This window comes from Marinobacterium sp. MBR-111 (assembly GCF_040547585.1).
GTDB classification, from domain to species: Bacteria; Pseudomonadota; Gammaproteobacteria; order Pseudomonadales; family Balneatricaceae; genus Marinobacterium; species Marinobacterium iners.
This window is the reverse complement of sequence record NZ_JBEPQA010000025.1, coordinates 27,738-53,392: the sequence shown is the minus strand read 5'-3', so window position 1 is coordinate 53,392 and position 25,655 is coordinate 27,738. Positions and strand designations below refer to the sequence as shown.

25 protein-coding genes and 1 tRNA gene are annotated in these 25,655 nt (G+C 56.2%); 7 read left to right on the top strand and 19 right to left on the bottom strand.

The genetic code is table 11. From position 1 onward, the window contains the following. The first annotated feature begins 921 nt into the window (after nt 1–921). Nucleotides 922–1,119, top strand: coding sequence for an excisionase family protein (gene xisR / locus ABIE61_RS15295; RefSeq protein WP_354411025.1), 198 nt, complete (start codon nt 922–924; stop codon nt 1,117–1,119). Further along, on the top strand, nt 1,092–2,264 hold the full coding sequence (locus ABIE61_RS15290) for a tyrosine-type recombinase/integrase (RefSeq protein ID WP_354411022.1): 1,173 nt from the start codon (nt 1,092–1,094) through the stop codon (nt 2,262–2,264). Before xisR ends, ABIE61_RS15290 begins: the two co-directional genes overlap by 28 nt. Before the next feature lie 79 nt (nt 2,265–2,343). Here the strand turns inward: ABIE61_RS15290 and ABIE61_RS15285 are convergent. After that, a tRNA-Pro gene (locus ABIE61_RS15285) sits at nt 2,344–2,420 on the bottom strand. A 168-nt stretch (nt 2,421–2,588) separates the two neighbouring features. Here ABIE61_RS15285 and ABIE61_RS15280 point away from each other — a divergent pair. Next, nucleotides 2,589–3,773 carry an acetyl-CoA C-acyltransferase family protein gene (locus ABIE61_RS15280; protein WP_354411019.1) on the top strand — a complete coding sequence of 395 codons (1,185 nt, stop codon included), beginning with the start codon at nt 2,589–2,591 and terminating at the stop codon, nt 3,771–3,773. Between the two features lie 110 nt (nt 3,774–3,883). Here the strand turns inward: ABIE61_RS15280 and ABIE61_RS15275 are convergent, their stop codons facing one another. The 9 genes from ABIE61_RS15275 to ABIE61_RS15235 all read right to left on the bottom strand — a co-directional run bounded on the left by ABIE61_RS15275 (nt 3,884) and on the right by ABIE61_RS15235 (nt 12,062). Further along, nucleotides 3,884–4,243, bottom strand: a complete 360-nt coding sequence (locus ABIE61_RS15275) for a MerR family transcriptional regulator (RefSeq protein WP_354411016.1) — start codon at nt 4,241–4,243, stop codon at nt 3,884–3,886. Next, nucleotides 4,215–4,526 carry an integration host factor subunit alpha gene (ihfA, locus tag ABIE61_RS15270; RefSeq protein WP_091821389.1) on the bottom strand — a complete coding sequence of 104 codons (312 nt, stop codon included), beginning with the start codon at nt 4,524–4,526 and terminating at the stop codon, nt 4,215–4,217. Before ihfA ends, ABIE61_RS15275 begins: the two co-directional genes overlap by 29 nt. A gap of 16 nt (nt 4,527–4,542) precedes the next feature. After that, nucleotides 4,543–6,918 (bottom strand): phenylalanine--tRNA ligase subunit beta, encoded by a 2,376-nt coding sequence (pheT, locus tag ABIE61_RS15265; protein WP_354411013.1) that lies wholly within the window; start codon nt 6,916–6,918, stop codon nt 4,543–4,545. Between the two features lie 39 nt (nt 6,919–6,957). Then, nucleotides 6,958–7,941 carry a phenylalanine--tRNA ligase subunit alpha gene (gene pheS / locus ABIE61_RS15260; RefSeq protein WP_091821395.1) on the bottom strand — a complete coding sequence of 328 codons (984 nt, stop codon included), beginning with the start codon at nt 7,939–7,941 and terminating at the stop codon, nt 6,958–6,960. A gap of 86 nt (nt 7,942–8,027) precedes the next feature. Further along, nucleotides 8,028–8,384 (bottom strand): 50S ribosomal protein L20, encoded by a 357-nt coding sequence (rplT, locus tag ABIE61_RS15255; RefSeq protein WP_091821399.1) that lies wholly within the window; start codon nt 8,382–8,384, stop codon nt 8,028–8,030. A gap of 41 nt (nt 8,385–8,425) precedes the next feature. Next, nucleotides 8,426–8,620 (bottom strand): 50S ribosomal protein L35, encoded by a 195-nt coding sequence (gene rpmI, locus ABIE61_RS15250; RefSeq protein ID WP_091821403.1) that lies wholly within the window; start codon nt 8,618–8,620, stop codon nt 8,426–8,428. A 107-nt stretch (nt 8,621–8,727) separates the two neighbouring features. Further along, nucleotides 8,728–9,219, bottom strand: a complete 492-nt coding sequence (infC, locus tag ABIE61_RS15245) for a translation initiation factor IF-3 (protein ID WP_502915062.1) — start codon at nt 9,217–9,219, stop codon at nt 8,728–8,730. Nucleotides 9,220–9,284: 65 nt separating this feature from the next. Beyond that, nucleotides 9,285–11,204, bottom strand: a complete 1,920-nt coding sequence (thrS, locus tag ABIE61_RS15240; protein WP_206839606.1) for a threonine--tRNA ligase — start codon at nt 11,202–11,204, stop codon at nt 9,285–9,287. 165 nt (nt 11,205–11,369) lie between these two features. Beyond that, entirely contained in the window at nt 11,370–12,062 is a 693-nt protein-coding gene (locus tag ABIE61_RS15235) for a FadR/GntR family transcriptional regulator (protein WP_254774936.1), read from the bottom strand. A 127-nt stretch (nt 12,063–12,189) separates the two neighbouring features. Here ABIE61_RS15235 and ABIE61_RS15230 point away from each other — a divergent pair, with 127 nt between their 5' ends. Genes ABIE61_RS15230 through ABIE61_RS15220 form a run of 3 tightly spaced genes read left to right on the top strand, consistent with a single transcriptional unit; the run spans nt 12,190 to nt 15,078 of the window. Beyond that, a complete protein-coding gene (locus ABIE61_RS15230) occupies nt 12,190–12,981 on the top strand; it encodes a (Fe-S)-binding protein (RefSeq protein WP_354411008.1) in 792 nt (263 codons plus the stop codon). Between the two features lie 13 nt (nt 12,982–12,994). Next, entirely contained in the window at nt 12,995–14,413 is a 1,419-nt protein-coding gene (locus ABIE61_RS15225) for a LutB/LldF family L-lactate oxidation iron-sulfur protein (protein WP_354411005.1), read from the top strand. Further along, nucleotides 14,410–15,078 (top strand): LutC/YkgG family protein, encoded by a 669-nt coding sequence (locus ABIE61_RS15220; protein WP_354411002.1) that lies wholly within the window; start codon nt 14,410–14,412, stop codon nt 15,076–15,078. The genes ABIE61_RS15225 and ABIE61_RS15220 overlap by 4 nt, the downstream gene beginning before the upstream one ends. A gap of 178 nt (nt 15,079–15,256) precedes the next feature. Here the strand turns inward: ABIE61_RS15220 and hisI are convergent, their stop codons facing one another. Continuing rightward, nucleotides 15,257–15,703 carry a phosphoribosyl-AMP cyclohydrolase gene (gene hisI, locus ABIE61_RS15215; protein WP_354411000.1) on the bottom strand — a complete coding sequence of 149 codons (447 nt, stop codon included), beginning with the start codon at nt 15,701–15,703 and terminating at the stop codon, nt 15,257–15,259. Nucleotides 15,704–15,848: 145 nt separating this feature from the next. Here hisI and ABIE61_RS15210 point away from each other — a divergent pair, with 145 nt between their 5' ends. Beyond that, nucleotides 15,849–16,502, top strand: a complete 654-nt coding sequence (locus ABIE61_RS15210) for a DUF1826 domain-containing protein (protein ID WP_354410997.1) — start codon at nt 15,849–15,851, stop codon at nt 16,500–16,502. Nucleotides 16,503–16,526: 24 nt separating this feature from the next. Here the strand turns inward: ABIE61_RS15210 and ABIE61_RS15205 are convergent, their stop codons facing one another. The 8 genes from ABIE61_RS15205 to ABIE61_RS15170 all read right to left on the bottom strand — a co-directional run bounded on the left by ABIE61_RS15205 (nt 16,527) and on the right by ABIE61_RS15170 (nt 25,610). Then, a complete protein-coding gene (locus tag ABIE61_RS15205) occupies nt 16,527–17,063 on the bottom strand; it encodes a retropepsin-like aspartic protease family protein (protein WP_354410994.1) in 537 nt (178 codons plus the stop codon). 61 nt (nt 17,064–17,124) lie between these two features. Further along, on the bottom strand, nt 17,125–19,458 hold the full coding sequence (locus ABIE61_RS15200; protein WP_354410991.1) for a DNA polymerase II: 2,334 nt from the start codon (nt 19,456–19,458) through the stop codon (nt 17,125–17,127). Beyond that, nucleotides 19,458–20,453, bottom strand: a complete 996-nt coding sequence (mvaD, locus tag ABIE61_RS15195; RefSeq protein WP_354410989.1) for a diphosphomevalonate decarboxylase — start codon at nt 20,451–20,453, stop codon at nt 19,458–19,460. Before mvaD ends, ABIE61_RS15200 begins: the two co-directional genes overlap by 1 nt. After that, nucleotides 20,440–21,381 carry a mevalonate kinase gene (mvk, locus tag ABIE61_RS15190; protein ID WP_354410986.1) on the bottom strand — a complete coding sequence of 314 codons (942 nt, stop codon included), beginning with the start codon at nt 21,379–21,381 and terminating at the stop codon, nt 20,440–20,442. The genes mvaD and mvk overlap by 14 nt, the downstream gene beginning before the upstream one ends. Next, entirely contained in the window at nt 21,359–22,363 is a 1,005-nt protein-coding gene (locus ABIE61_RS15185) for a mevalonate kinase family protein (protein WP_206839565.1), read from the bottom strand. The genes mvk and ABIE61_RS15185 overlap by 23 nt, the downstream gene beginning before the upstream one ends. After that, a complete protein-coding gene (locus ABIE61_RS15180) occupies nt 22,363–23,529 on the bottom strand; it encodes a hydroxymethylglutaryl-CoA synthase (protein WP_206839561.1) in 1,167 nt (388 codons plus the stop codon). Before ABIE61_RS15180 ends, ABIE61_RS15185 begins: the two co-directional genes overlap by 1 nt. Nucleotides 23,530–23,544: 15 nt before the next feature. Next, nucleotides 23,545–24,573, bottom strand: a complete 1,029-nt coding sequence (gene fni / locus ABIE61_RS15175; protein WP_354410983.1) for a type 2 isopentenyl-diphosphate Delta-isomerase — start codon at nt 24,571–24,573, stop codon at nt 23,545–23,547. After that, a complete protein-coding gene (locus tag ABIE61_RS15170) occupies nt 24,573–25,610 on the bottom strand; it encodes a hydroxymethylglutaryl-coenzyme A reductase family protein (protein WP_354410981.1) in 1,038 nt (345 codons plus the stop codon). The genes fni and ABIE61_RS15170 overlap by 1 nt, the downstream gene beginning before the upstream one ends. Nucleotides 25,611–25,655: the final 45 nt, after the last annotated feature.

Genomic DNA, 25,655 nt, shown 5'->3' with positions numbered 1-25,655 from the left:
GGTGCCGTTCCTTCCTGCACCAGTGCCAAGCTCGTGTCGAAGAATCGACACTGCAGTCCAAACTCGATCCGGGGGCAGTTTCAGGCACTGTCATTCAGTACGGTGCCGTTCATTCCTGCGCCAGGCCAAGCGGGTGTCGAAGAATCGACACTTCAATCACACTGGGCCAGAGGCAATCTCAGGCACTGTCATTCAGTACGGTGCCGTTCATTCCTGCGCCAGTGCCACGCGGGTGTCGAAGAATCGACACTTCAATCACACTGGGCCAGAGGCAATCTCAGGCACTGACCTTCAGCATGGTGCCGTTCATTCCTGCGCCAGTGCCAAGCGGGTGTCGAATACTCGACACTTCAATCCAAACCGGATCCGGAGGCAATCTCAGGCACTTACATTTCTGCCAGATACCGGACCCAACTCAGACATTCGAGCACTTCATCCATCATTACCTATCACATCTTGAGAACTCAGGGCCGGGACCATTAAAGGATGAGATACTCACGAGGCTTGATGCTCTGCAGTGCTACCCTGCTGCACCAGAGCTCATCGAAGTTATAGCTGATGACGTTATCAGTCACACTGTAAATTATGCTGCATGAAATTAGACTGCTCAACTGGTATATGGACAGCAGCGGAATCACTTCCCGCAAGTGAGGGATTTCACGACCAGACTACTGCCCATTTTTTGGTTTTTAAAATATAGAAAATTTAAATTTCAAACTCACATACGCTTATCGTTAATAATAAAAAACCATAACCTCATAAAATATAACTGACCTTCTAATTATTGCGATTTTTCGGCAATTTCACGGCTCTACATCAGACTCTCTTGAAATAGTATCTACATCCAGTCATCCGGATGACTTTCACTGAAAAGGTTAAGAATCAATTTAAAGTCAGAGATCAGGGTAGAGATCATCACATATGAAGGTAAAACCAATCAGCTTTGTGACCAAGAAAAAGCTGGCAGAGCTTACTGGTTACACGATCGCAGCAATTGAGACAAAAGTCCGTGACGGTGTATGGCGAGAGGGGGTAATCTACGTGAAGTCGCCCGATGGCCGGCTGCACTTCAATTTGGAGGAGTACGAAAATTGGGTGCAATCCGGCAAACAGGCCTGAAAATCAGGCCTACGTCAATCCTCATCCGCTTCCAGTACCAGGGGCAGCGGTATGAGGAGACGGTCCGCATGAAGCCGACACAAGCAAACATCAAAGCTGCAGCACGGATGCGTGCCGAGATTCTCAGAGAGATCGAGCTAGGTAGCTTCACATTTGCAAACTGGTTTCCTGATAGTAAACACGCACAGAAGGAGAAGAAAACCGACAGTACATTCGAACAGGTTGCACAGACCTATATGAACAGCCTGATGTTGGCTGACTCTACGATTATGGAGTACAAAAAGGTCCTCCGAAAATACTGGATCCCAGAACTAGGCAGTATGCTTATACGCGACATCCGGTTTTCGGATTTAATCGAGGTCGTTAACAGCATTCCCTGGTCTTCAGCCAAAACACGAAACAACGCATTAACTCCGCTGAGGGGGTGTTTCAAGTTCGCAGTACAAGATATGCAGATCGAACGAGATCCATCGGAGTATTTGAAGAACCAGAAGCATATCAAACCAGAACCGGATCCATTCACCCTACAAGAGCTCAATATGATCACCGGTTGGCTCGACAAAAATGCCCACCCATGCGAAGCAAATTTGATTGAGTTTGCTTTTTGGACCGGCCTGAGATCGTCAGAGCTTTCAGGCCTAATGTGGTCCGATGTTGACTGGCAACAGTCTACAGTCAGAGTACAACGTGCCCGGGATCGGTCTGGAGGTGGTTTGAAGCCGACAAAGACCTATGAAGTTCGAGATGTGGAGCTTAATGCCAGAGCCAGAGCGGCGCTTCAACGCCAAAGGCGATGGTCTGAACTACAGGCTAAGGAGGTGTTCATTAACCCCAATACCGGTGAGCATTACATGACCAACAAAGCAGTACGCACTTTCTTCAAGAAGGCCTTGAGGAAACTGGGGATTCGACACCGCCCTCCCTACAACACGCGCCACACGTTTTGCACGCTGGCATTGATTGCAGGCGCAAACGTGATGTGGGTCAGTAAGCAGATGGGGCATTCGACAACTCAGATGACACTAACCCGCTACTCTAAGTGGATAAACGGAGTCACGACAACCAGCCAAAGCAAGATGCTGGATGCACTCAATGACAGTGATAACATGAACGAAACTAATAATTCGGAGGTCGTGAACGGTTAGCAAATATAAGGCTGTGGGACAATGATGGGACAAATCCCACACTGAATGCTGCTAACCTATTGAAAATAAAGCAAATAAATGGTCGGGACGGCAGGATTTGAACCTGCGACCCCTTGCACCCCATGCAAGTGCGCTACCAGACTGCGCTACGCCCCGACTAGGCGGGAACCGACTGATCAGTTCCGAAGAGGACGCGAATATTACCTTAAGGTTTTGAAAAAAGAAAGCTTTCACAATGGTTTTTTGTCTACGCTGATTGAGGGCAAGACAACCAACCTCGGAATATATACCGTTGAGAAAACAATCAGAACAATGGAGACATGTATGAACAATAATGACGTTGTCGTGCTGAGCGCTGCGCGCTCGGCTATTGGCTCTTTCGGTGGTGGCCTGAGCCAGCTGGAGCCTTCTGAACTGGCCGGACAGGTAATGAAGTCGTCCATTGAGCGTTCAGGAGTAGACCCTGAACTGATCCGCTACGTGACCTCAGGCCATTGCATACCGACTGACTCACGCTTTGCCTACGTCGCACGTGTGGCTTCCATTCAGGCGGGGCTGCCCATGGACTCGGTGGCGATGTCGGTAAACCGCCTTTGCAGCTCCGGTTTGCAGGCAGTGGTGACCACGGCTCAGGGCATCATGCTGGATGATTACGAATACGGTATTGGCGGCGGCGTCGAGGTCATGTCGCGCTCAGGCTACCTGTCGACCGCCCTGCGCAGTGGTGCACGCATGGGTGACAGCACTATGATCGACATGATGGTCGCAACCCTGAGTGACCCGTTCGGAGTCGGGCACATGGGCCTCACTGCAGAAAATCTGGCCGAGAAATGGGGGATTACTCGGGAAGAGCAGGATGCATTCGCTGCTGAATCTCACCGTCGCGCCGTTGCAGCGATTGAGGCGGGTCATTTCAAGGATCAGATCGTCCCGATCAGCATCAAAACGCGCAAAGGTGAGCTGATTGTCGATACCGATGAACATGTGAAAGCCGGCACAACCGTCGACACGCTGGCCGCCATGCGACCCGCGTTTAAAAAGGATGGCACAGTGACCGCTGGTAACGCCTCAGGCATCAACGACGGCGCCTCCTATCTGGTGCTGGCGTCTGCCCAGGCCGCTGCACGGGATGGCCACAAACCGATGGCCAGGCTGGCCTCTTATGCGGTTGCGGGCGTTTCCAATGAAGTCATGGGCGAAGGCCCCATCCCGGCTACACGCCTGGCACTCAAGAAAGCCGGCTTGAGTCTGGCCCAAATGGACGTCATTGAATCCAACGAAGCCTTTGCTGCACAAGCGCTGGCGGTAGCCAAAGGGCTCGAACTGGATCTTGCCAGGACCAACCCCAACGGTGGCGCCATTGCACTGGGTCATCCGGTAGGCTGCTCAGGTGCCTATATTGCCACCAAGGCGCTGCACGAACTGCAGCGAACTCAAGGACAATATGCGCTGGTCACCATGTGTATTGGTGGCGGTCAGGGCATCGCGGTTATCTTTGAACGTCTCTGAAGGCAGCCGTTGACAAGACACCCCCTGGCCGGGGTGTCAGCCTCCAGGCGGCCTGACTGAAACAGAGTTGATATACATCGAAAGAGGAAGGTGGAGACAGAGGCGCGCACTCAAACCGACTTCAGCAGTGTGCGTATCTCTTCCAGCTCGGTAATCGTCTGACGCAGCAGCTGGCGGTAACGCGCGGCGTCATCCCCGGCACTTTCCCCGGCCAACCATTGGCGCGCACCGGCGATAGTATAGCCCTGCTCGTGCAGAAGACTTCGGATCTGGCGCAGCAGCAACAGGTCCTTGTGCTGGTAATAGCGACGGTTGTTGCGCTTGACCGGCTGTACCTGTTTGAACTCCTGCTCCCAGTAGCGCAGTACATGGGGCTTGAGTTGACACAGTTCAGCGGCTTCGCCGATGGTGAAATAGCGTTTGGAAGGGATGGGCCCCAGTTCAGACGCTGTCTGGCTGGTTTCCGGCATGGATCTCCACGCGCTCCTTGAGTTTCTGCCCCGGGCGGAATGTGACCACCCGGCGGGCAGAGATGGGGACTTCCTCCCCGGTTTTCGGATTTCGACCTGGGCGCTCACGCTTGTCACGCAGATCAAAATTGCCGAAGCCGGAGAGTTTTACCTGCTCGTTGTGCGCCAGACTGGTACGGATCTCATCGAAGAACGAGTCCACCATATCCTTGGCTTCGCGTTTGTTCAGGCCTAATTCCTCATAGAGGCGTTCGGCCATGTCAGCTTTGGTCAACGAGCTCATGTCGGTCACCCTGTGTTTACTCTCGTAACGTTGCAGCACAACGATCGCGGAGTGCGGATACAACGGCACTTACCGCACTGTTGATCTCTTCGTCATTAAGAGTGCGCGATGGGTGCTGCCAGGTCAAGCCCAGCGCCAGACTTTTTCGTCCCGGTTCAATGCCTTGGCCCTGGTAGACATCAAACAGTGTCACCTGCTTGATGAACTCGCCAGCTGCTTCAGCAGCGGTATTGCGGATATCAGCGAATGCGGTCGACTGGTCCACGAGCAGTGCCAGATCGCGGCGCGACTCGGGGAATTTTGACAGCGAGCTGAAACGGGGCAGCTTGCCACCGGTCACCGCATCCAGCGTGACTTCAAACAGATAGACGGGGCCGTTCAGGTCCAGCTTCTTCACCAGTGACGGATGCAGGGCTCCCAGGAAGCCCACCGCCTCGCCATTTCGCTCAATGCGGGCAGCCTGACCCGGATGCAGTGCCATGTGACGATCCGCCACAAAGCTGAACTGATCGCCACAACCGCCCAGCGCCAGCAGGGATTCCAGATCCCCCTTGGCATCGAAGAAGTCCAGCTTATCCTTCCCGGCTGTCCAGCCTTCCGCATCACGGTTGCCCGCGATCAGACCGGCAATGACATTCTCCTGCACCAAACCTTCCTCCTTGGGCACAAAGCGCTGACCGGTTTCAAACAGGCGCACGCGGCTTTGCTGGCGATGCTGGTTGTACTGCAGCGCCTTGGCCAGTCCCGGCCACAGCGTTGTGCGCATCACTGCCATTTCAGCCGAAATGGGGTTGGCCAGCGCCAGTGCCGTATGCTGATCATCAAAGGCCTTTTGCAGCTCGGCTTCTATGAAACTGTAGGTGATCGCCTCCTGATAGCCGCGCGCAACCAGATGACGGCGCAGTTGCTGCAGCGTCAGGCGTGCCTCGGCGATCGGAGGGATCGGCAGCTGTGCAGTCGGCGTGTGGACCGGCAGATTGTTGTAACCGTATACCCGTGCAATCTCTTCAATCAGATCGACTTCGATGGTGAGATCAAAGCGATAGCTCGGCACCGTTACCTGCCAGCCATCGTCCACTTCAACCAGCAGCATGCCCAGACGGTTCAGAATCTCTTCAACTTCGGCGTCCGGGATTTCCAGTGCCAGCAACGCCGCCAGCTTGCTGCGACGCAGAAGGACCTGCTGTACTTCGGGCAAGTCAGCCTCGGATACGGCCTCAACCACCGGACCCGGCTCACCGCCAACGATGTCCAGCAAGAGAGCGGTGGCACGTTCGATCGCCTTGCGCTGAAGCTGCCAGTCGACACCACGTTCGAAGCGATGCGAGGAATCCGTATGCAGGCCGTAGCTGCGGGCACGGCCGGCAATGGCCAGTGGCGCAAAAAAGGCGCTTTCCAGGAAGATGTCGCGGGTCGACTCGGTAACCGATGTCGGCTCGCCGCCCATGATACCGGCCATGGCCACCGGGCCCTTGGTATCGGCGATCACCAGAGTGTCGGCGTTCAGTTCGACCTCCTGACCATCCAGCAGCTGCAGCTTTTCGCCCTGCTCCGCCAAACGCACGCGAATGCCGCCTTCAAGCTTGCTCAGGTCAAAGGCGTGCATCGGCTGGCCAAGCTCCAGCAGCACGTAGTTGGTGACATCCACAACCGGATCGATGCTGCGCACACCGGAACGACGCAGTTTTTCCTGCATCCACTGCGGTGTAACAACCCCCGGGTTGATATTGCGAATGACGCGACCCAGATAGCGCGGACAGCCCTCTGCATGCACCAGTTCAACATCGAAGCGATCGTCATTCTGCGGTGCGACTGGCGCTGCTTCAATAGAGGCCACTGCCGCCTTGTTCAGTACACCAACTTCCCGCGCCATACCGGCAATGCTGAGGCAGTCGCCCCGGTTCGGCGTCAGATCAACATCGATGATTTTGTCGTTGAGGTTCAGGAAGTCGCGAATATCCTCACCGACCGATGCGTCTTCCGCCAGTTCCATTATGCCGCCATGGTCTTCGGACAGCCCCAGCTCGTCTTCGGCACAGAGCATGCCAAAGGACTCGACCTGACGCAGTTTAGCCTTCTTGATTTTGAAGTCACCCGGCAGAACAGCTCCGACACGGGCAAACGCGGTTTTCAGGCCGGCACGGGCGTTCGGCGCTCCGCATACCACCTGTACGATCTGCTCGCCGTCATTGACCTGACATACCTGAAGTTTGTCGGCGTTGGGGTGCTGTTCGGCACTGACGATTTCGCCAACCACGACGCCGCTGAAATCACCGGCAACGCTTTCAATATCATCCACTTCAAGGCCGGACAGACTCAGCTGATCCGCCAGTTCCTGTGTTCCGATCTGCGGCTGAACCAGCTCGCGCAACCACTGTTCACTGAATTTCATGCTGCTTTCCTGAAAAATCTGTTGGTGTGCGTTGACGTCTTACTTGAACTGGCCGAGGAAGCGCAGATCATTTTCAAAGAACAGACGCAGATCGTCCACGCCGTAGCGGAGCATCGCCAGACGCTCAACGCCCATGCCGAACGCAAACCCGGTAAACTCTTCCGGGTCGATGCCGGAGTATTCAAATACCTTCGGATGCACCATGCCGCAGCCGAGTACTTCCAGCCACTTGCCGTCACCACGGTCGATATCGACTTCGATTGAAGGCTCTGTGAACGGAAAATAGGACGGACGGAAGCGGACCTTCACGTCTTCTTCGAAGAACTCACGCAGGAACTGCTCCAACGTGCCCTTGAGGTCGGCGAAGGTGATGTTGCGGTCAACCAGCAGACCTTCCACCTGATGGAACATGGGCGAGTGGGTCTGATCGTAGTCACAGCGATACACGCGACCGGGGCAGATGATGCGGATCGGTGGCTGTTGCGCTTCCATGGTCCGCACCTGCACCGGCGAAGTATGGGTCCGCAGCAGTGTGTGGGCATCGAAGTAGAAGGTATCATGCATCGCTCGCGCCGGATGGTGAGCCGGAATATTCAGCGCCTCGAAGTTATGATAGTCGTCTTCAATCTCAGGACCTTCTGCAACACTGTAACCGATACTGCCGAAAAAGGCCTCGATACGCTCCAGGGTGCGGGTCACGGGGTGCAGACCACCGACGGACTGGCTGCGACCGGGCAGGGTCACGTCAACGGTTTCCGCCGCCAGTTTTGCCTCCATCGCAGCACTTTCCAGTGCATCACGACGCGCGGTAATCTCAGCCTGTAAAGCTTCTTTGGCTTCATTGATGCGAGCGCCCGCAGCAGGACGTTCGTCTGCCGACAATTTGCCCAGTCCTTTGAGCAGCTGTGTCAGCTCACCTTTTTTGCCAAGATACTGCACCCGGATTTCGTCCAGCGCAGCCAGCGTATCAGTTTCAGCAACAGCCTGTTTGCCTTGCGCCAACAGGGTCTCAAGATTTTCCATTTCCGGCTCCAGACAAAAATAGGGGAAGAGCTTGCACCCTTCCCCTATTCGATTCGATCATTTACCTACCAATAGGCGGGCGTATGTTACGCCAGTGCAGCTTTGGCTTTCTCGACAACCGCAGTAAAGGCACCCTGCTCGTATACAGCCAGGTCAGCCAGAACCTTACGGTCGATTTCGATGTTGGCCTTTTTCAGACCAGCAATAAAGCGGCTGTAGGACAGACCGTTGATACGGGCAGCAGCGTTGATACGTGCAATCCACAGAGCGCGGAACTGACGCTTACGCTGACGACGGTCACGGTACGCATACTGACCAGCTTTGATGACAGCCTGTTTGGCTACACGGAACACACGGCTGCGGGCACCGTAGTAACCTTTGGCCTGTTTCAGAATCTTTTTGTGACGGGCGCGAGCCTGTACACCACGTTTTACGCGAGGCATGGCAATTCCTTCCTATAAAAACTAATAATGACCGAAAAAACTCAGAGGTAAGGCAGCATACGCTTAACCAGAGCCTGGTCAGCAGCATGAACCTGCAGCATTGGGCGAAGCTGACGCTTACGCTTGGTGCTTTTCTTGGTCAGAATGTGGCTTTTGAAGGCCTGCTTGTGCTTCACGCCGTTAGCGGTTTTCTTGAAACGCTTTGCCGCACCGCGGACAGTTTTGATCTTAGGCATTAACTTTCTCCACGCATTCGTTTGTTAGTCAGTCAACCCGAACAAACAACAGGACCCGTCACCTGATTTCCGAAGATCTCAGGCAGGCGGGTCCTGCAGTCGGGTGACTATTTCTTTTTCGGAGCCAGCACCATGACCATTTGACGGCCTTCCATCTTCGGACGCTGTTCAACAGTACTGATTTCGGCCAGATCCTTTTCGATCCGCTCCATCAGCTGCATGCCCAGTTCCTGGTGAGCCATCTCACGACCACGGAAGCGCAAGGTAACCTTGCCCTTGTCTCCGCTTTCAAGGAAACGTATCAGGTTGCGCAGTTTTACCTGATAATCCCCTTCTTCCGTACCCGGACGGAATTTCACTTCCTTGACCTGCATTTGAGACTGTTTCTTCTTAGCCTCATTTGCTTTCTTCTTGGCCTCGTACTGATGCTTACCATAGTCCATGATCTTGCAGACAATGGGATCAGACTCCGAGATCTGAACCAGGTCAAGTTCGGCTTCCTGAGCTTTCTCAAGAGCCTCTGGAATCGAAACAACACCAATCTGGTTTCCATCCGCGCCGATCAGACGGCATTCGGTGGCACGGATATTTTCATTGATTGGCGGCAGAGGCGCACGGCCCCCGCGTCTGTTATCACGCCTGATAGCTATATCTCCTGACGATTTTATTTTGCCTGACGGCCTTTGCGCTCGGTTTCCTGAACCAGCTGTTCAATCAGCGCATCGACGGTCATCGTACCCAAATCCTCACCGGAGCGCGTACGCACTGCAACGGTTCCGGACTCGACCTCTTTGTCACCTACTACCAACAGGTAGGGCACTTTTTGTAGAGTACGCTCGCGGATTTTAAAGCCGATCTTCTCGTTTCTCAAGTCCGCAGTGGCTCGCAGGCCTGATTTTTCAAGTTTTTCTGCAAGATCGCGGCAATAATCCGCTTGATTGTCGGTAATATTCATCACGACGGCCTGCAGCGGCGACAGCCACAACGGCAAGGCGCCGGCATAATGCTCAATCAAAATACCAATAAAGCGTTCAAACGATCCAAGAATGGCACGATGCAACATTACCGGTGTTTCACGCTCGCCATGCTCGTTAACAAACTGGGCGCCAAGACGTCCCGGCATGGAGAAGTCGACCTGAATGGTGCCGCACTGCCAAACACGACCAAGGCAGTCACGCAGGGAGAATTCTATTTTTGGGCCATAGAAAGCCCCCTCACCCGGCAGTTCCTCCCAGTCGAGTCCTGCTGTGTTCAATGCATCAGCCAGCGCCTTCTCCGCCTTGTCCCAACTTTCGTCTGAACCCACGCGTTCTTCCGGACGGGTGGACAGCTTGTACAGAATGTCACTGAAGCCAAAGTCAGCGTAGACCTCATGCAAGAAGTCGATAAAGTCTGCCACTTCGGTCTGGATCGAGTTTTCGGCACAGAAAATGTGCGCATCATCCTGCACGAAACCGCGCACACGCATGATGCCATGCAACGAGCCCGAGGGTTCATTGCGGTGACAGGAGCCAAATTCGGCCAGACGCAGCGGCAGGTCGCGGTAAGAACGAAGCCCCTGGTTGAACACCTGCACGTGGCATGGGCAGTTCATCGGCTTGATGGCGAAATCACGGCTCTCGGAGTGCGTAGTGAACATCTGCTCCTGAAACTTGCCCCAGTGGCCAGACTTTTCCCACAGAGTACGCTCCACCACCTGCGGTGTTTTGATCTCCTGGTAACCGTGACGGCGCTGCTTGGCACGCATGTACTGCTCGATCTGCTGATACAGCGTCCAGCCATGTGGATGCCAGAACACCATGCCCGGTGCTTCTTCCTGCATGTGAAACAGGTTCAGCTGTTTGCCCAGCTTGCGGTGGTCACGCTTTTCAGCCTCTTCAAGACGATGCAGATAGGCCTTGAGCTCTTTCTTGTCGCTCCAGGCGGTACCGTAAATGCGCTGTAGCATTTCATTCTTGGCATCACCGCGCCAATAGGCACCAGCCACCTTCATCACCTTGAATGCCTTGATATGGCCGGTTGAAGGCACATGCGGGCCTCGACACAGGTCGATAAAGTCGCCCTGTTTGTAGAAAGAGAGCGGCTGATCGCCCGGAATGGAATCGATAATCTCGACCTTATACTTCTCGCCCATCTGTTCAAACAGCTTGATCGCCTCATCGCGCGACATCACGGAGCGGCTGACCGGCAGATTTTCCTTGGCCAGCTGATTCATGCGCGACTCGATCTTTTCCAGATCTTCCGGCGTGAACGGGCGCTCATAGGCAAAATCGTAATAGAAACCATCGTCGATCACCGGACCGATGGTCACCTGAGCACCCGGGAACAGATCCTGTACAGCCATCGCCATCAGATGCGCACAGGAGTGACGAATCACGTCCAGCCCTTCTTCATCACGTGCGGTGACGATCGCCAGATTGACATCGTTTTCGATCAGATAGCTGGTATCCACCAGCTCACCGTTGATCTTGCCGGCGAGGGCAGCCTTGGCCAGGCCAGTACCGATATCGGCGGCCACATCGTGAACGGTAACGGGCTCATTGAAGGTGCGAGTACTCGCATCCGGAAGCGTAATGACAGGCATGTTCTGTTCCCTGATTGACGGATGTACCCATACGAAAGGCCACATCCTGATTGATACACGGTAAATGAAAGCGGACTTATGGTTGCGACAGGTACGAGGTGCCGGCCAGTCCGAGCGGCGATTATAACGGCCCAGTCTGGAAAGCGCGATCCGAAAGCGCAAAAATCAGCGGCATCGTTGCAGCAGGTCACGGGTATACAGGATATGTTGGCTTGCCGCTTCACGAGCCGCAGGGGCATCACGAGCCTGCAGTGCACGGTGGATGCTCTCGTGCTGCCTGCCGATGCCATCGGGATAACGGCCAAAACGCCCCAATGTGCGTGACAGCACACTGTAGATCGCATTGAAGTAACGGTGATAAAACAGCTGACTGAAGGAACACACCAGCAGATGATGACTGGACTGGGCTATCAGCATGTGAAACTGCAAATCCGCCTTGGCTTTTTCCAGCGTACTGTCACCACGGCCAACTGGGCGGCGGTTACGCTCGCACATCCGCTGATACTCCTGCGCCAGAGCGAACAGCTCCTCATCACTGGCACGCTGCGCCGCATACCAGGCCGCTTCAGCCTCCAGCACGGCGCGCGCTTCCAGCACCTGCATCTGGAAATCAATATCGTCCCCCCGCCCTTCCAGCGGCAGCTCAAGGTGTTGTGCCAACAGATTAATGCAGTGGCTGCGCCCGCCCTGACGGGTTTCGATAACCCCGTTGGCTTTCATGCCAGCCAGTGCTTCACGAACAGTCCCCCGCGAAACTCCATATATTTGCATTAATCTGCGCTCTGAAGGCACCGGGTGCCCCGGCACCCATTCGCCTTCCAGCAACAGGCTTTCCAGCTCATATTGTAGTGTCACCATCGCCCCCGGTGATCATTTTGGTAAGACCAGTTGGAAGTATAGCATTCACGCTTAGGCCCTGATCACCTATCTTGATAGCCATACCGCCATGAAACCGCACCGATAATAATCCGAGGTTGCCGACACCATGTCCGACACCCAAACCAAGCCGATCAAGGTCGGCCTGTTTGTTACCTGCCTGGCCGACATGTTCCGCCCCGAGGTAGCCTTTGCCACCGTCAAGCTGCTGGAACAGGCTGGCTGCGAAGTGGAAGTACCCCGTAATCAGACCTGCTGTGGACAACCGGCATTCAACTCCGGGGACAAACACAACAGTCGTACCATCGCGCGTCAGACCATCGAAGCTCTGGAGGGCTACCGCTATGTGGTGGGTCCATCCGGCTCCTGCATCGGCATGCTGCACCACTACCCTGAACTCTTTACCGAGGACGATCCCTGGAAAGCACGTGCGGAAGCACTCAAGGCTCGCGCCTTTGAGGTCACATCTTTTCTGGTAGACGTATTGAATTTCAGCGGCATCCAGAGCGAGTTCAACGGCAAGATCACCTATCACGACTCCTGCTCCGGGCTGCGAGAGCTTGGCATCAAGCAGCAGCCACGCCAGTTGCTCAGCGAAATCGACGGAGTTGAACTGGCCGAGATGCAGGAAGCGGAGACCTGCTGCGGTTTTGGCGGCACCTTTTGTGTCAAGTACCCCGACATATCCAACCGCATGGTCAGCAACAAGACCGGCTTTGCTGCCGACAGCGGCGCCAGCACGCTGGTGGGTGGAGACCTGGGCTGCCTGCTCAACATGGCCGGCAAGCTCAAACGTGAAGGCCGTGAAGTACAGGTACGTCATGTGGTCGAGCTGCTCGCCGACATGACTGGAACTCCGGCAATCGGCGAAGCCGATTACGACCTTGGTCAGCCACTTTAAGCGGAGCCCCCCCATGCAGATCAAAAGCCCCGAATTCAATCAAAGTGCTCGCATCGCGCTACAGGATGTCAACCTGCAAAAGGCGCTGGGCAACCTGAAGGCCGGTTTTCCCGGCAAGCGCGCCGCAGCTGTCGCCCGCATGCCGGAGTTCGATCGGCTGCGCGATGAAGCTCGCGACCTGAAGAACCATATCCTTGAACACCTGGACCTGTACCTGGAAGCGTTTGAGGCCCGCGTAGTCGAGAACGGCGGTCAGGTACACTGGTGTCGCACCGCTGATGATGCACGCCAGACCATCCTGCAGATTTGCCGTGAGCAGAATGCCAAAACCGTCACCAAGGGCAAGTCGATGGTGACCGAGGAGATCAACCTCAACGAATATCTGGAGGAGAACGGCATCCACCCGGTGGAAACCGACCTGGGGGAATATATCCTGCAACTGCGCGGTGACCACCCAAGCCATATCATCGCCCCGGCGATTCACCTCAATCTGGAAGATGTATCCGAAGCCTTCCATGAACACCACAAGCGCCCGAAATTGACCGATCCGGCCGCGCTGATGGCCGAGGCCCGTGAAATGCTGCGCAAGCAATTCGTGGCCGCGGATGTGGGCATCACCGGTGCCAATTTTCTGGTTGCCGAAACCGGGTCGACCATTATTGTCACCAACGAGGGCAATGGCGACCTGACCCAGACCCTGCCCAAAACTCATATCGTGGTGTCATCAATTGAAAAGGTTGTACCCACGCTGGAGGACATGACGCTGTTCCTGCGCCTGTTGGCGCGCTCGGCCACGGGGCAGGAATTTTCCGTGTATAACACGCTGTCATCCGGCAACCGCCGCCCGGACGACCAGGACGGACCGGAAAATTTCCATGTCGTGCTGGTCGACAACGGTCGCAGCGACATGGTTGGCACCGAATTTCAGGAGATGCTGCGCTGCATTCGCTGCTCCGCCTGCATGAACCACTGCCCGGTATACGGCGCTGTCGGTGGTCACAGCTATGGTTGGGTTTACCCCGGCCCCATGGGATCGGTACTGACTCCGCAAATGATCGGCATCGAGCGGTCGGCGCTGTTGCCCAATGCCTCAACGGCCTGCGGCAAATGCGAAGAGGTCTGCCCTGTGCGCATTCCGCTGCCCAAGTTGATGCGCCACTGGCGCGAGAAGGAGTTTGAACAGCACCTGACGCCTCGCGCTGTCCGCTGGGGGCTGGGAAGCTGGGCCTTTCTCGCCACCCGCCCGATGCTGTACCGACTGTTCTCGTCCAGTGCATCCCGGCTCATGCGTTTGCTGGGCGGCCAAAAAGGCAGGATCAGCAAACTGCCGCTGGCCTCCGGCTGGACCGACCACCGCGACATGCCGGTCCCAACCGGCAAGACTTTCATGCAGCAGTGGCAAGCGCGCCAGAAACAGGAGAACAAGTCATGAGCAGCCGTGCCGAGATTTTTGCTAACATTCGCCATGGCCTGCGCCGCAGCGAAGCAACGGATGCCCAGCGCGAAGCGGTGCAGCACCGCTTGCAGCAACACCCTCGTAATCTGATCCCCGCCCGCGGCCAGCAGGCGCCTGAGGCACAGGTTGAGCTGTTTATCCGCATGGCACAGGAAGCAGCCGCCGAAGTGGTTACACTTGAAAATATCGAGCAACTGCCAGAGGCGGTGGCGGACACCCTGGAAGCAAAGGGCCAGCATGAACTGATACTGGCCAGCGACGAGACCCTCACTGCTCTGGGCTGGGCCGCAGTACATGAGCGTATCCGCTGTCATCAGCGAGTGGGACAGGTGGGAGACGAGGCGAGCCTGACACTGGCCCTGGTCGGTATTGCCGAGACCGGCACCCTGATGCTCTACTCCCGCCCGGACAGCCCCACCACGCTCAACTTCTTGCCGGATACGCACTTGGTTGTATTGCAGCGCAAGGATATCGTAGGGGTTTATGAGGATGGATGGGATCGATTGCGCAGCCTCTGCAGCGGTCGCCTGCCCAGGACAGTCAACCTGATCACGGGCCCTTCTCGCAGTGCCGACATTGAGCAAAAACTGCAGATGGGAGCCCATGGCCCACGCCAGCTGGTGATCTATTTGATTGGATAACGTCTGATATCAGAGGCTTCTTGCAAGCCAAAGTTGCTGGGCTGCTTTCCGGTAGCCCGGTACTTTTTGAACATCGTACACCTGTACACCACTCACCCAAGTACTTCCTGTCTTGGCCCTGAACATCTGTCCATCAAAATGGTGATCGCCCACATTTCCAGCGTGGCTTGATAGGGTGTCATACCTGTGAATGACCGTCTTCTGGATCAGGGATTCCGGCGCTTACTACAACCTGAGACTCTTGCGGACAAAACCTGAAATAGAAGCAGTTTGCACGCCCTGTGTGGCACGCTGGCCCCTGCTGGTCCGCCAGGCACAGCAGGGTATCGCCATCACAATCCGCTCGCAGCTCTATCAGCCGCTGTGTGTTACCACTGACTTTCCCTTTTTCCCACAACTGTTGGCGTGAACGTGACCAATAGGTAACCCTCTTTTCCTTGAGGGTCATCGCCAGCGACTCACGGTTCATCCACGCCATCATCAACACCTCACCGGAATCATATTGCTGAGTAATGACGGGTATCAGGCCCTGATCATTCCAGCTCAGACTTTCCATAAACGGCTCTAAATCAACAGCATAACCTTCGGGACTGAGCTCCAGCTCTTCAAAAAAACTCTTTCTCATAGGACCACATATCAACCAATGAGGGACCATGCGCAAAACCAGTTTCATACCGGCATGACACAGAGTGACACTCTCTAAAATCAAGTGTTATATTATAACACGAAAACTTGATCCAACTCTGAAAAACTTACCGGACAACCCTGACATGAACCTTGCCGATATGCCTACCAAGTCCATGTTGCACCACAGACCAAAACCCGCAGCACATGTCAGCGACCACCCCGTTATCATGGGGGACATTTATGCTCCTGAGTGCAACCTGACTGTTTGGCAGCGAAGTCTCGATGATTCCATTGAGCGCTATGTACGCAGGCTTTGCGCGCAGCAATCGAGTTTGAATATAAGAACAGTGATTCAGTGTGATGAAGATTTGGAGAAAAACGCATCTGAACTGCTGCAGGCGCAACTGCCTGCAGGTGATGGCCAAGCGTCTATTGTTGCCGATATCATAGAGCTGCTACAAATGTATGAATGCCTGCTTGGCCCCTCACACATCGGTTTGCGAATGACATTGCTGAAAGCCGCCATGTGTCCGAAGTTTCATGTTGACCGGCTTCCTGTAAGACTCGTTACCTGCTATTCAGGCACCGGTACCCAATACCTGCCTGAACCTGAAGGCGACACTGCTCGCATTCCTGCGAACGAACCGGAAAGCGTATTGCAACTTACCGCTGGTGATGTAGCACTGCTCAAGGGTGATGGCTGGCACGGGAATGAAGGTTATGGCATCGTGCACCGGTCCCCACCCGTTAGCGACCACCAGGCAAGGCTGTTTCTATCCTTGGATTATATGGAATAGCCTTTTAGCTAAGCCTTATCGCGATCATTTAGGCAGGCTTAGAGTCAGCTCATTTCCTCGCTGCACCATGTCCAGATGCTGCATAAAGCTCATGCCCAGCAACACCGTATCATCGGGCATATAGGGGTTGATGCTGGCGGTCACATCCCTCAGCTCAATTCCGCCCAGCCGCACCGAGTCCAGCTGCGTGGTGTGTACACTGATCACACCATTGGCGGTCATGGTCTGTTGTCGACGCCCCTTTTCCAGTCCTATTTTGTCCGCCAGTGCCTCGGGCACACTGACTTGGGTCGCGCCGGTATCCAGCAAGAAGGTGACCGGCTCACCGTTGATACGCCCCGGCGCAACATAGTGGCCGCCTCGGTTGCGCTGCAGCACCACCTCGCCCGCATCATGGCTGACCAGGTTCAAGTTACGATTGGGGTTGCGCTTGTCCTCAACAAAGTCCGTGAAGAACAGCGTCAGCAGGAACAGCAGTGCCACCCAGGTCAAATGGTGCATCCAGCGCGCAAGCCCACGACGGGTGCGGTCAGGGTCTGACTGATGGTGATGTTCGGTCATGGCATTCTCCGTTTCCTCTTGTTGTTCTGACCTCAAAAACGACAGGACTATCCCTGCCCTCTCAAAACAGCTCCTGCTGAGGAGCGATCAGCCGGTCAAAGGACTCGCCTACGAACGGCAACAAAGTGTCAGCGACCGGCAGCAGTTGCCGGTCGATATAATGCTGGTAGTCCAGCGGTGAGCGCAGCAATTCCTGCGGTTCCGGGCCGTTGACCGTCATCAGATAGGCGATGCTGTCACCAACCCGTACGACCGGCGGCAAACCACGGTGCCGACGATCATCATCCAACATTTGAGCCGCACGCGCATGAGGCGGCCGATTGCGCTGGTACGCAGCAAGCGGTTGGCGAATACGACGGCGGTACACCAGATCACCATCCCGTTCACCGGCCCGAACGGCACGCACGGTTTCCTGCAACAAGACCTGCCAGGGCTGGTCGCGGAAGATGCGCTCATACAACGCCTGCTGGAACTGGCGCGCCAGCGGCGTCCAGTCGGTCCGGACCGATTCGAGCCCGCGAAACACCAGCTGATCGCTGCCGTCCGGCTGCACCTTGAGACCGGCATACCGTTTCTTGCTGCCTTTTTCTGAGTGACGCATGCGCGGCATCAAAAAACGCCGATAGTGCGCTTCATACTGCAGTTCAAGCGAGCAGTCGATATCAAACCGCTCCCGCAGCTGCTCCTGCCACCAAACGTTCAAATCACTGGCAAGTTGATGCCCATACCGGTCCGTATCCCGATCCGGCCAGTCATCCCCGAGCCAGACGAACACCGAGTCGGTATCACCGTAGATCACCTGATGACCAAAGGCCTGCTCGATCCGCTCGGCGGTCTGCTGCAGAATTTGATGGCCGCGCAGGGTGATGGAGCCAGACAGGCGCTGATCGAAAAAGCGGCACACCCGCGAGCCCAATACGCCATAGCAGGCGTTCATCTGAATCTTGATCGCCTGCGACAAGGCCGAATTGCCCTGCAGTTTGGCTGCGTCTCGCGCCTGCCATAGACGCTCGATAATATCGGGCAGCAGCGCATGGCGGCGATCGAAGATGGCATGGTGGAAGCCCGGCACCAACGCATCTGCGGGCGCATCACCACGGGTGCCCAGCGCCAGCCCCAGCGGATCAATCCGGAAGCTGCGGATGATGCTGGGATACAGACTCTTGAAGTCCAGCACCAGCACATGACGATACAACCCGGGACACGATTCCATCACGAATCCACCCGGAACATCCAGCCCATCCACACCGGAGGCATACTGGGGTGCCACATATCCGGCGCGGTGCAAACGTGGCAGGTAGAGGTTATCAAACGCCTGCGATGAGCCACCGACCTTGTCCAGCGGCAGCCCGGTCAGGCGTGCCCGTGCCAGGAGGTAAGGGATCAATTCCGTATGTTCAAAAATCTCGCTGACCAGGCGGCAGTCTTCCAGGTTGTAGCGCACCAGCGCCTGCGGATCTTCGCGATACAGGCGCTGAATCTCCTCTCCTCGGTCATCCGGAGTGTCGATCAGCTTGCCACGTCCCAGCAGCTCACGCGCCACAAATTCCAGACTGTAGCGCTCGAACTGCCAAGTCGCGCCTTTAAGAGTATCGATCCCGTCCAGTACCACACGACCATTGAGACGGGCATACCAACGCCCCGTTCGTGTCTGCTCAACCCGTACCGGTTCCTGATCACGACCCAAACAGAGCGGCAAGCGCTGCGCCTCGGCACGCTGCTGCAGCACCCTCAGATCAAAGCCGATCACATTCCAGCCGATAATCAGGTCCGGATCGAAGCGACGCACTTCGGCCATCAGCTGCTGCAGCAGGTCACGCTCGTTATGACAGCGCACAACGGCAGGCGAGTTGGCGATGTTGCCGTTGAACAGCACTCGTTCATAGCCTTGTGACTGCAGCGCAACGGACAGGATTCGGTCGGCCCGAAGAGTGGTTTCGATATCCAGTGACAGGATGCGCAGTGGCGGTTCAAACTCGGCGCGTTGCAGGCGAAGCCCTGAAGCATCATCAATGACCCTGGCGGATGCAAAGATGCCGCGCTCAATCAGATACCGGTCAGCCGGGCGAATATCCTCTTCCATGAGCGCGACACCCGCCTGCTGCAAACGACCAAGCGCTTCATGCCATTCACGCAGGCTGTCTGCATACAGAGCACTGACCGGCTCATGATTCAGGCTTGATAATGACAGCGGTCGCAACTGACAGCCGGGCAGGTCTGAGAGGAGTTCAGCGACATGAGACCCATCCGATTGCAGTATAAAGGCGACAGCAGCCTCTCCCTCAATGACCACCTCATGGGCACCGGTGGCGGTTCTGAGCCAATAACTCAGTTGCAGTCGACCGTTGTGATCTCGCTGTCGACGGGTCAGCGGGAAACCGATCAAGGCGGACATCAGCGGCTGCCGAAAGGCTCCACGGTTTCCAGATCAGGGAAGTGACGCAACACCTCGTCACGGCACTGCTGTTCAAACAGCAGCTTTAAGTTGGGGCCTGCATCCATGGTGAAATATACAGGCACCCCATGTCGACGAAGCGTCCACACCGTCTGCATCGCCGCTACCGATTCCGGTTGCCAGTACAGCAGTGGTGGCCAGCTGGCGATCATGGTGGCATGCATCGACAGCGCATTCTGTTCAGCAGTTTGCCCCAACAGCTCAAAATCCTGTCGTGCGATAGCCTGATGCAGCTTTTCCAGATCAGCCGCCGCCTGCAGAGGCCAGCTCTGGTAGAGATGGGCGGTTTCCACCGTGCGCTGCATGCCAGAGCGGGAGTCTACCGCCTTTTCTCCGGCATCCACCTTGGCAAGGCCAATACACAGGCCGGGCCATTCTGCGTCCAGTGCAATACCGTGGCTGTCGAGCCCATCTTCACGCTGTCCCATACGCCATTCGACGAAGCCATCAAACACCGAACGGCAGGCGCTGCCACTACCATGGCGGGCCAACACCGACAGCAGTTGGGGCTCCAAATCCAGCCCAAGCGCATCATTCAGTGCCAGCGTCAGTGCAGCAAAGCCCGAGGCGGAAGACGCCAGCCCGGCGGCGGTGGGGATGTTGTTGCGGGTTTCCACCCGGAAGTACAGATCCTGCTGCCGACGAAACAGGTCGATGAAGGCTGATACCTTCTGGCTGAATTTTGCACTGGGCAAAAGCTGCTGCCCATTGAGCCAGACTTCATCCACTTCAGCATCAATCGGGGTGAGCCGGGTATGGGTCCCCAGATAATCCAGCGAAACGGACAGGGATGCGTTGACCGGCAAATTAAAGCTTCGGTCACGCTTGCCCCAGTATTTGCATAACGCAATATTACTGGGGGCAAAGAGCTCCGATGACGCCTTTGCCTGCAGGTGCGAGGGTAATAAACGATCAATCACTTCAGCAGGTGTCATGGCTAATCTCCACTCCAGTAGCGGCTACCGAGACCGGGATCGACTCCCAGGGCAGCGTTTCGGTCATGTGTCCCAGTGCCAGTACACAGTCACCCAGGCCCGAGCCCGATATTTTGGAGCCCAGAATGCCCGGTTGCGCTCTCAAGCGCCAAATCATCTCGGACAGGGTGGCATCATTCACCCCCAGCGCATCCATCAGGCCCTGATACAGATTCATCAACTGCCCCAGTTGCGACCAGTCGGCGCTGTCCACCGCACTTCGACCCGCCTCACAGGTCTGACCCATGAGACGATACAGCCCGGCATAGAGTGAGGGTTGAGAGGCCGCACGGGATTCCACAAGCGCCAGCACCTCAGGGGTTTTCATCTTGTAGCCGCAATACAGCAGCGCCAGTGGCGGCAGGCCATTCAGGCGTTCCACCGTACGCGGACTCACACGGTATTGAACGACACCACCATAGATACTGGCCGCCAGATCAGTTCCGGAGCCGCGTCCGTTCTGGGCTTGATGCACGGCATGCAAGGCCACCTCAAACAAGGCTTCAGGCGTTGTATCCGTGCCACAAAATTCGGCCAGTGCTGCTGTGACCGCTGCCGTGACTGCCGCCGAAGAGCCAAGCCCTACGGTATGTGAAAAACCGGAGCGTATCTGCAGGCGAAAGCCCTGTTTCAAGTAAGGTCGGTACGCCTCAATCACGGCCAGCACAAAGCTCAGCGCAGGTTCCGGTTGCAGCTGACTCAGATCACTTCGGTAGCGTGCTAGTGCGCTGTCAATTTCTACCCGTTGTGATGCCAATGGTGTCAGCTCGACTTCAAGCCAGTGCTCCAGCGCACAGGCCAGTGCCGGTTCGCCAAACAGTACCGCATGCTCACCCATCAGCATGATGCTGCCGGGGGCGCGGGTGTTAATCTTCGAGTATGCGGACACCTTGTCGATCCTCTTTCAGAACACCCCAGTGCCAATGCGACTGCAGCGGCAACTGGGCCGGGGTTCCCTGCGGCAGCCAGAGCAGCATCAGCCCACCCTGATCCCCGGAGACCGCACCCGCGCCACAGATTTTGGCGGCACCACCTCGCTGTTCGACACGCTCGGCAAAGCGTTGCAACGAGGCAGGTACAACACCGATACGGCTCAGCAATCGATGGTTGGCACGCACCTGTTCCAGCGGTGTATCACCCTTGAGCAGCGCCGTTGCCACCTGCTCGGTGATGTCGGCAAATTCACTCCAGATTTCAGACTGACCGAAGTGATGCCTCACCTCATCCACGCAAGCGCCTGTGCTGCTGGCCGGAGTACCGGTAAACAGCCAAAACCACCCGGCCCCCAGCCCCTCATCAGCCAGCGGAAGCCGTGACACCTGCTCACCCTGCAACTTGACCAGCCCTCCACTGCACACAGCCGCTGCATCGATCATGCTGCCGCGCCCATGCTGCAAACGCTCACAGTAACGCACCTGCTGAATCAGTTGTTCAAGGCTGTCAAAATGCCCAAACAGTTTCAACAGTGCCGCAATCAACGCCGCGGAAGAGCCCATGCCAGCACCAATGGGTATATCCGAGTCGATACTGAGGCTGCCTCGCGGCTGAATATCAAGTCCGGACAGCACTCGCGCCATATCAATGGCATAGAAAGCCAACTCAGCGGGTTTTTTCAGGATACGGGTAATTGGCAGTTCGCCGCGCAGATAGCGCTCGAAGTGATTGTCGAGGCGACGCCGCAGGCCGGCCAGCTTGTCCAGCCCCAGCTCATGGGTGCGCTCGCGGGTATGCCAGCTCAAACGCGGCAATTGATCAGGGCGGTAGTGGATCCGCATGTGCCGATCCACCGCCAGTGCCAGCGCCGGCGCGCCATACACCACAGCATGTTCACCACTGAGAATGATCTTGCCCGGAGCGCAGGCGGTCGGCATCAGCAGGGAATATATTCGCGTTTGTGATGGATAATGCCCGCCAGACGGAAGCGGCCGGTGGTGCCTTCAGGGAAGGTGTATTCGCCGCCATCAGTCGGCACCTGATGCTGATACAGTTTCAGGTATTCATCATGGCTGATTTCGCGCCGGGCGTTTAGCATCTCTCGATGCAGTTCGGTATGCAGTGCCTGTTTATAGCCTTCCACCACGGTGCCGGAAAAAAACTCAGCTACACAACCGGAGCCATAACTGAAAAAACCGATCCGCTTGCCGGCCAAATCTTCCAGCGTATTTTCCAGCAGCGAGGTCAGGCCGATATACATGGAAGCGGTATAGCTGTTACCGATGATGCGGTTGTACAGCAGGGTATTGCTGATCTGCGCCTCCTGCTCGGCTGAAGACAGGCCAGCCCTGTTCAGCTTGACCAACTGCTGATGCGCTTTTTGAGCCATGCGACTGAACGGCAGGTGGTAACAGAAATGACTGAAGTCGGCAAACGCCAATGAGCTGGCCTCACGGAAATGCTCCCAGGCTTTTTTGAGGGCCTTGAGATAAATTTTGGTGGAGTACTTGCCATCCACCAGTGCGGTCGAGCGATAGTTCGGCCGCCAGAAGTCCATCACGTCTTCAGTATAATTGCCAACTTCCGGGTCGATGGTGACCAGACGCGGATTGGCACTGATCAGCAGAGCCACGGCACCGCAGCCCTGAGTCGCCTCGCCGGGCGTATCCAGATCGTAGCGAGCAATGTCAGAAGCGATCACCAGCACCTTGCTGTCCGGCTTGCGCGCCACCAGTGCACAGGCCATCTGAATGGCGGCGGTCGCGCTGTAGCAGGCCTGTTTCAATTCTACAACCCGGCAATTGGCGCTCAGGCCAAGCAGACGATGCACGTACACACCTGCAGCCTTGGACTGATCAATGCCGGTTTCAGTGGCAAACAGCAACGTCCCGATTGTTTCAGGCCCAATGCGCTCTACCAGTGGCAAGGCCGCATTGGCTGCCATGGTGACGATGTCTTCGTCCGGCGCGGCCATACCCATTTTCTCCTGACCAATGCCGGTATAGTACTTCTCCGGATCGGTGCCCTGCACCTGTGCCAGCGTGCGCAGGTCCAGATAATAGTTGGAGGTGTAAAAGCTGATTTCGTCTATACCAACGGACATACTCGACCAGGGTCCTCAACGCTCTTGGACAATAAGCGTCCTGTTCCGGAACAGCGCCGCCACATCAGGCGTACCGAGCAGAAACATCGCAGTAACAAATTCGCGGCGCAAACGCTCAATGGCGTCTACAACCGCTTCGGCAGATTCCATCGCCGGCTGCAGCAGGGGCGCAGCCATACCGCACAGCGAGGCGCCGAGTATAACAGATTTGGCCATATCAATCCCATCTCTGAGCCCGCCACTGGCGATCAGGGTAGCCCGATCCAGATAGGGCTCTGCCTGCTGCAGTGCCAGAGGGGTTGGCAGCCCCCAGTCCTGAAATCTGAGCCCAATATCGCTGCCATCATGGCGTCTATGATGCTCTATCCGGCTCCACGAAGTGCCGCCAGTGCCGGCAATATCAAAGTGACGAATGCCCTGCCTGAGCCCCAACTCTATATCCGCCGGGGATAGGCCAGACCCCACCTCCTTGAGCATCACGGGAACCGATAGCCCTGCCGCCACTGCACCCATCTGCTGCGCCAGATTACTGAAGTTGGTGTCACCCTCGGGCTGCACCGCTTCCTGCAGCGGGTTGAGGTGGAAGTAGAGCGCATCGGCCCCGACACAGTCCACTGCCTCCTGACAACGCTGGAGATCGAAGCCATAATTGAGCTGCACACCACCAACATTGCCTATAAGTACAGTAGTCGGGGCAAATTGACGCAACTCAAAACTGGCACGCGCTTCCGGGTGGGTAAACATCACCCGCTGCGATCCGACCGCCATAGCCACCTGACATTGCTCAGCGGCCAACGCCAGGTTCGTATTGATACGTCGTACCAATTCATGATCACCTCCGGTCATGGAAGAGATCAGCAGCGGAAACGAGAGTCGTTTGCCAAGAAACTCAACCGATGGATCAACCTCATCGAATGCCAGTTCGGGCAGAGCTCGGTGCATCAGTCGGATCCGATCAAACCAGTGCCCCTGCCGATCGGTCAGGGGATCCTGCTCAATCGCACGGATATGTTCGATTTTGCGCTCGTTGGTGGGGTCGGTCATTACCGCTCCAGCTTGATATGGGCTTCCATGAGTTCACCAGGGTTGGTCTGGGCCGCCATCAGCGACAGTTCGCCACACAGCACCGTGGCTGCACAGATCGCGGCCAGCCTGCGGGCATTTGCGCCTGGCTCACGCGCTTCCTTGCAACCCAGCTGGCGCAGATTGTCCTCGACAAAATCGATTCCCTTGCCGTTACCTACCGAGCCTACAATCAGGTTCGGAAGCGTACAGGAAAAGTAGAGGTCGCCATCACGCACTTCGGCGTGCACAACCCCCTGTGAGCCTTCGATGATGTTGGCGGCATCCTGGCCAGTAGCCAGATAGAACGCCAGCAGCATGTTGGCATAGTGGGCGTTGGCACTTCGCAGCCCACCCGCCATCAAGGTCCCTATAAGGTTCTTTTTGATATTCAGATCAACCACTTTTTCCGGCGTGGTTTTCAGCCGACGTTCGCAGATATCACGTGGAATCAGAATCTCACTGACTACGTATTTGCCACGCCCCAGAATTCCATTGACGGCCGTGGCCTTCTTGTCAGAGCAATAGTTGGCCGAGATAGAACAGTAACGCAGTTGAGGATACTGCTGCAGAATCCATGGAATCAGTTTGTCAGCGGCGTTGGTGACCATATTGTGACCGGATGCATCCCCGGTCGTGAACTCCAGTCTCAGATAGATCAGGTTGCCCACGATCTGGCTGTGCATGTCAATCAGGTTGGCAAAGCGACTGCTGGTGGCCACAACGGCATTGAGATCGCCCTTGCGTGCCTTGATTGACTGCAGCGCCTGATGTGCCGCCAGCGCATCATCCGCTTCCAAAAGAATTGAGCGCGTCATGCGCTCGTCCACCACTGTGGTGACAATGCCCTTTTCGGTCAAGGTGGACACGCGTGCTCCGCGGCCAACGGATGGCCACAGCGGCGTTTCATAGGTTGCCAGGGGCACACTGAGCTTTTCATTCAGCACATCGCCGCCGATCTTGATTGGCCCGACCCAGCGCATCGGGATGGGAGCTTCCAGTATTTTATGTGACTTCATGCTCAACGCATCCTCTGAAAACAAAAAAGGGCTGCAACTGTGGCA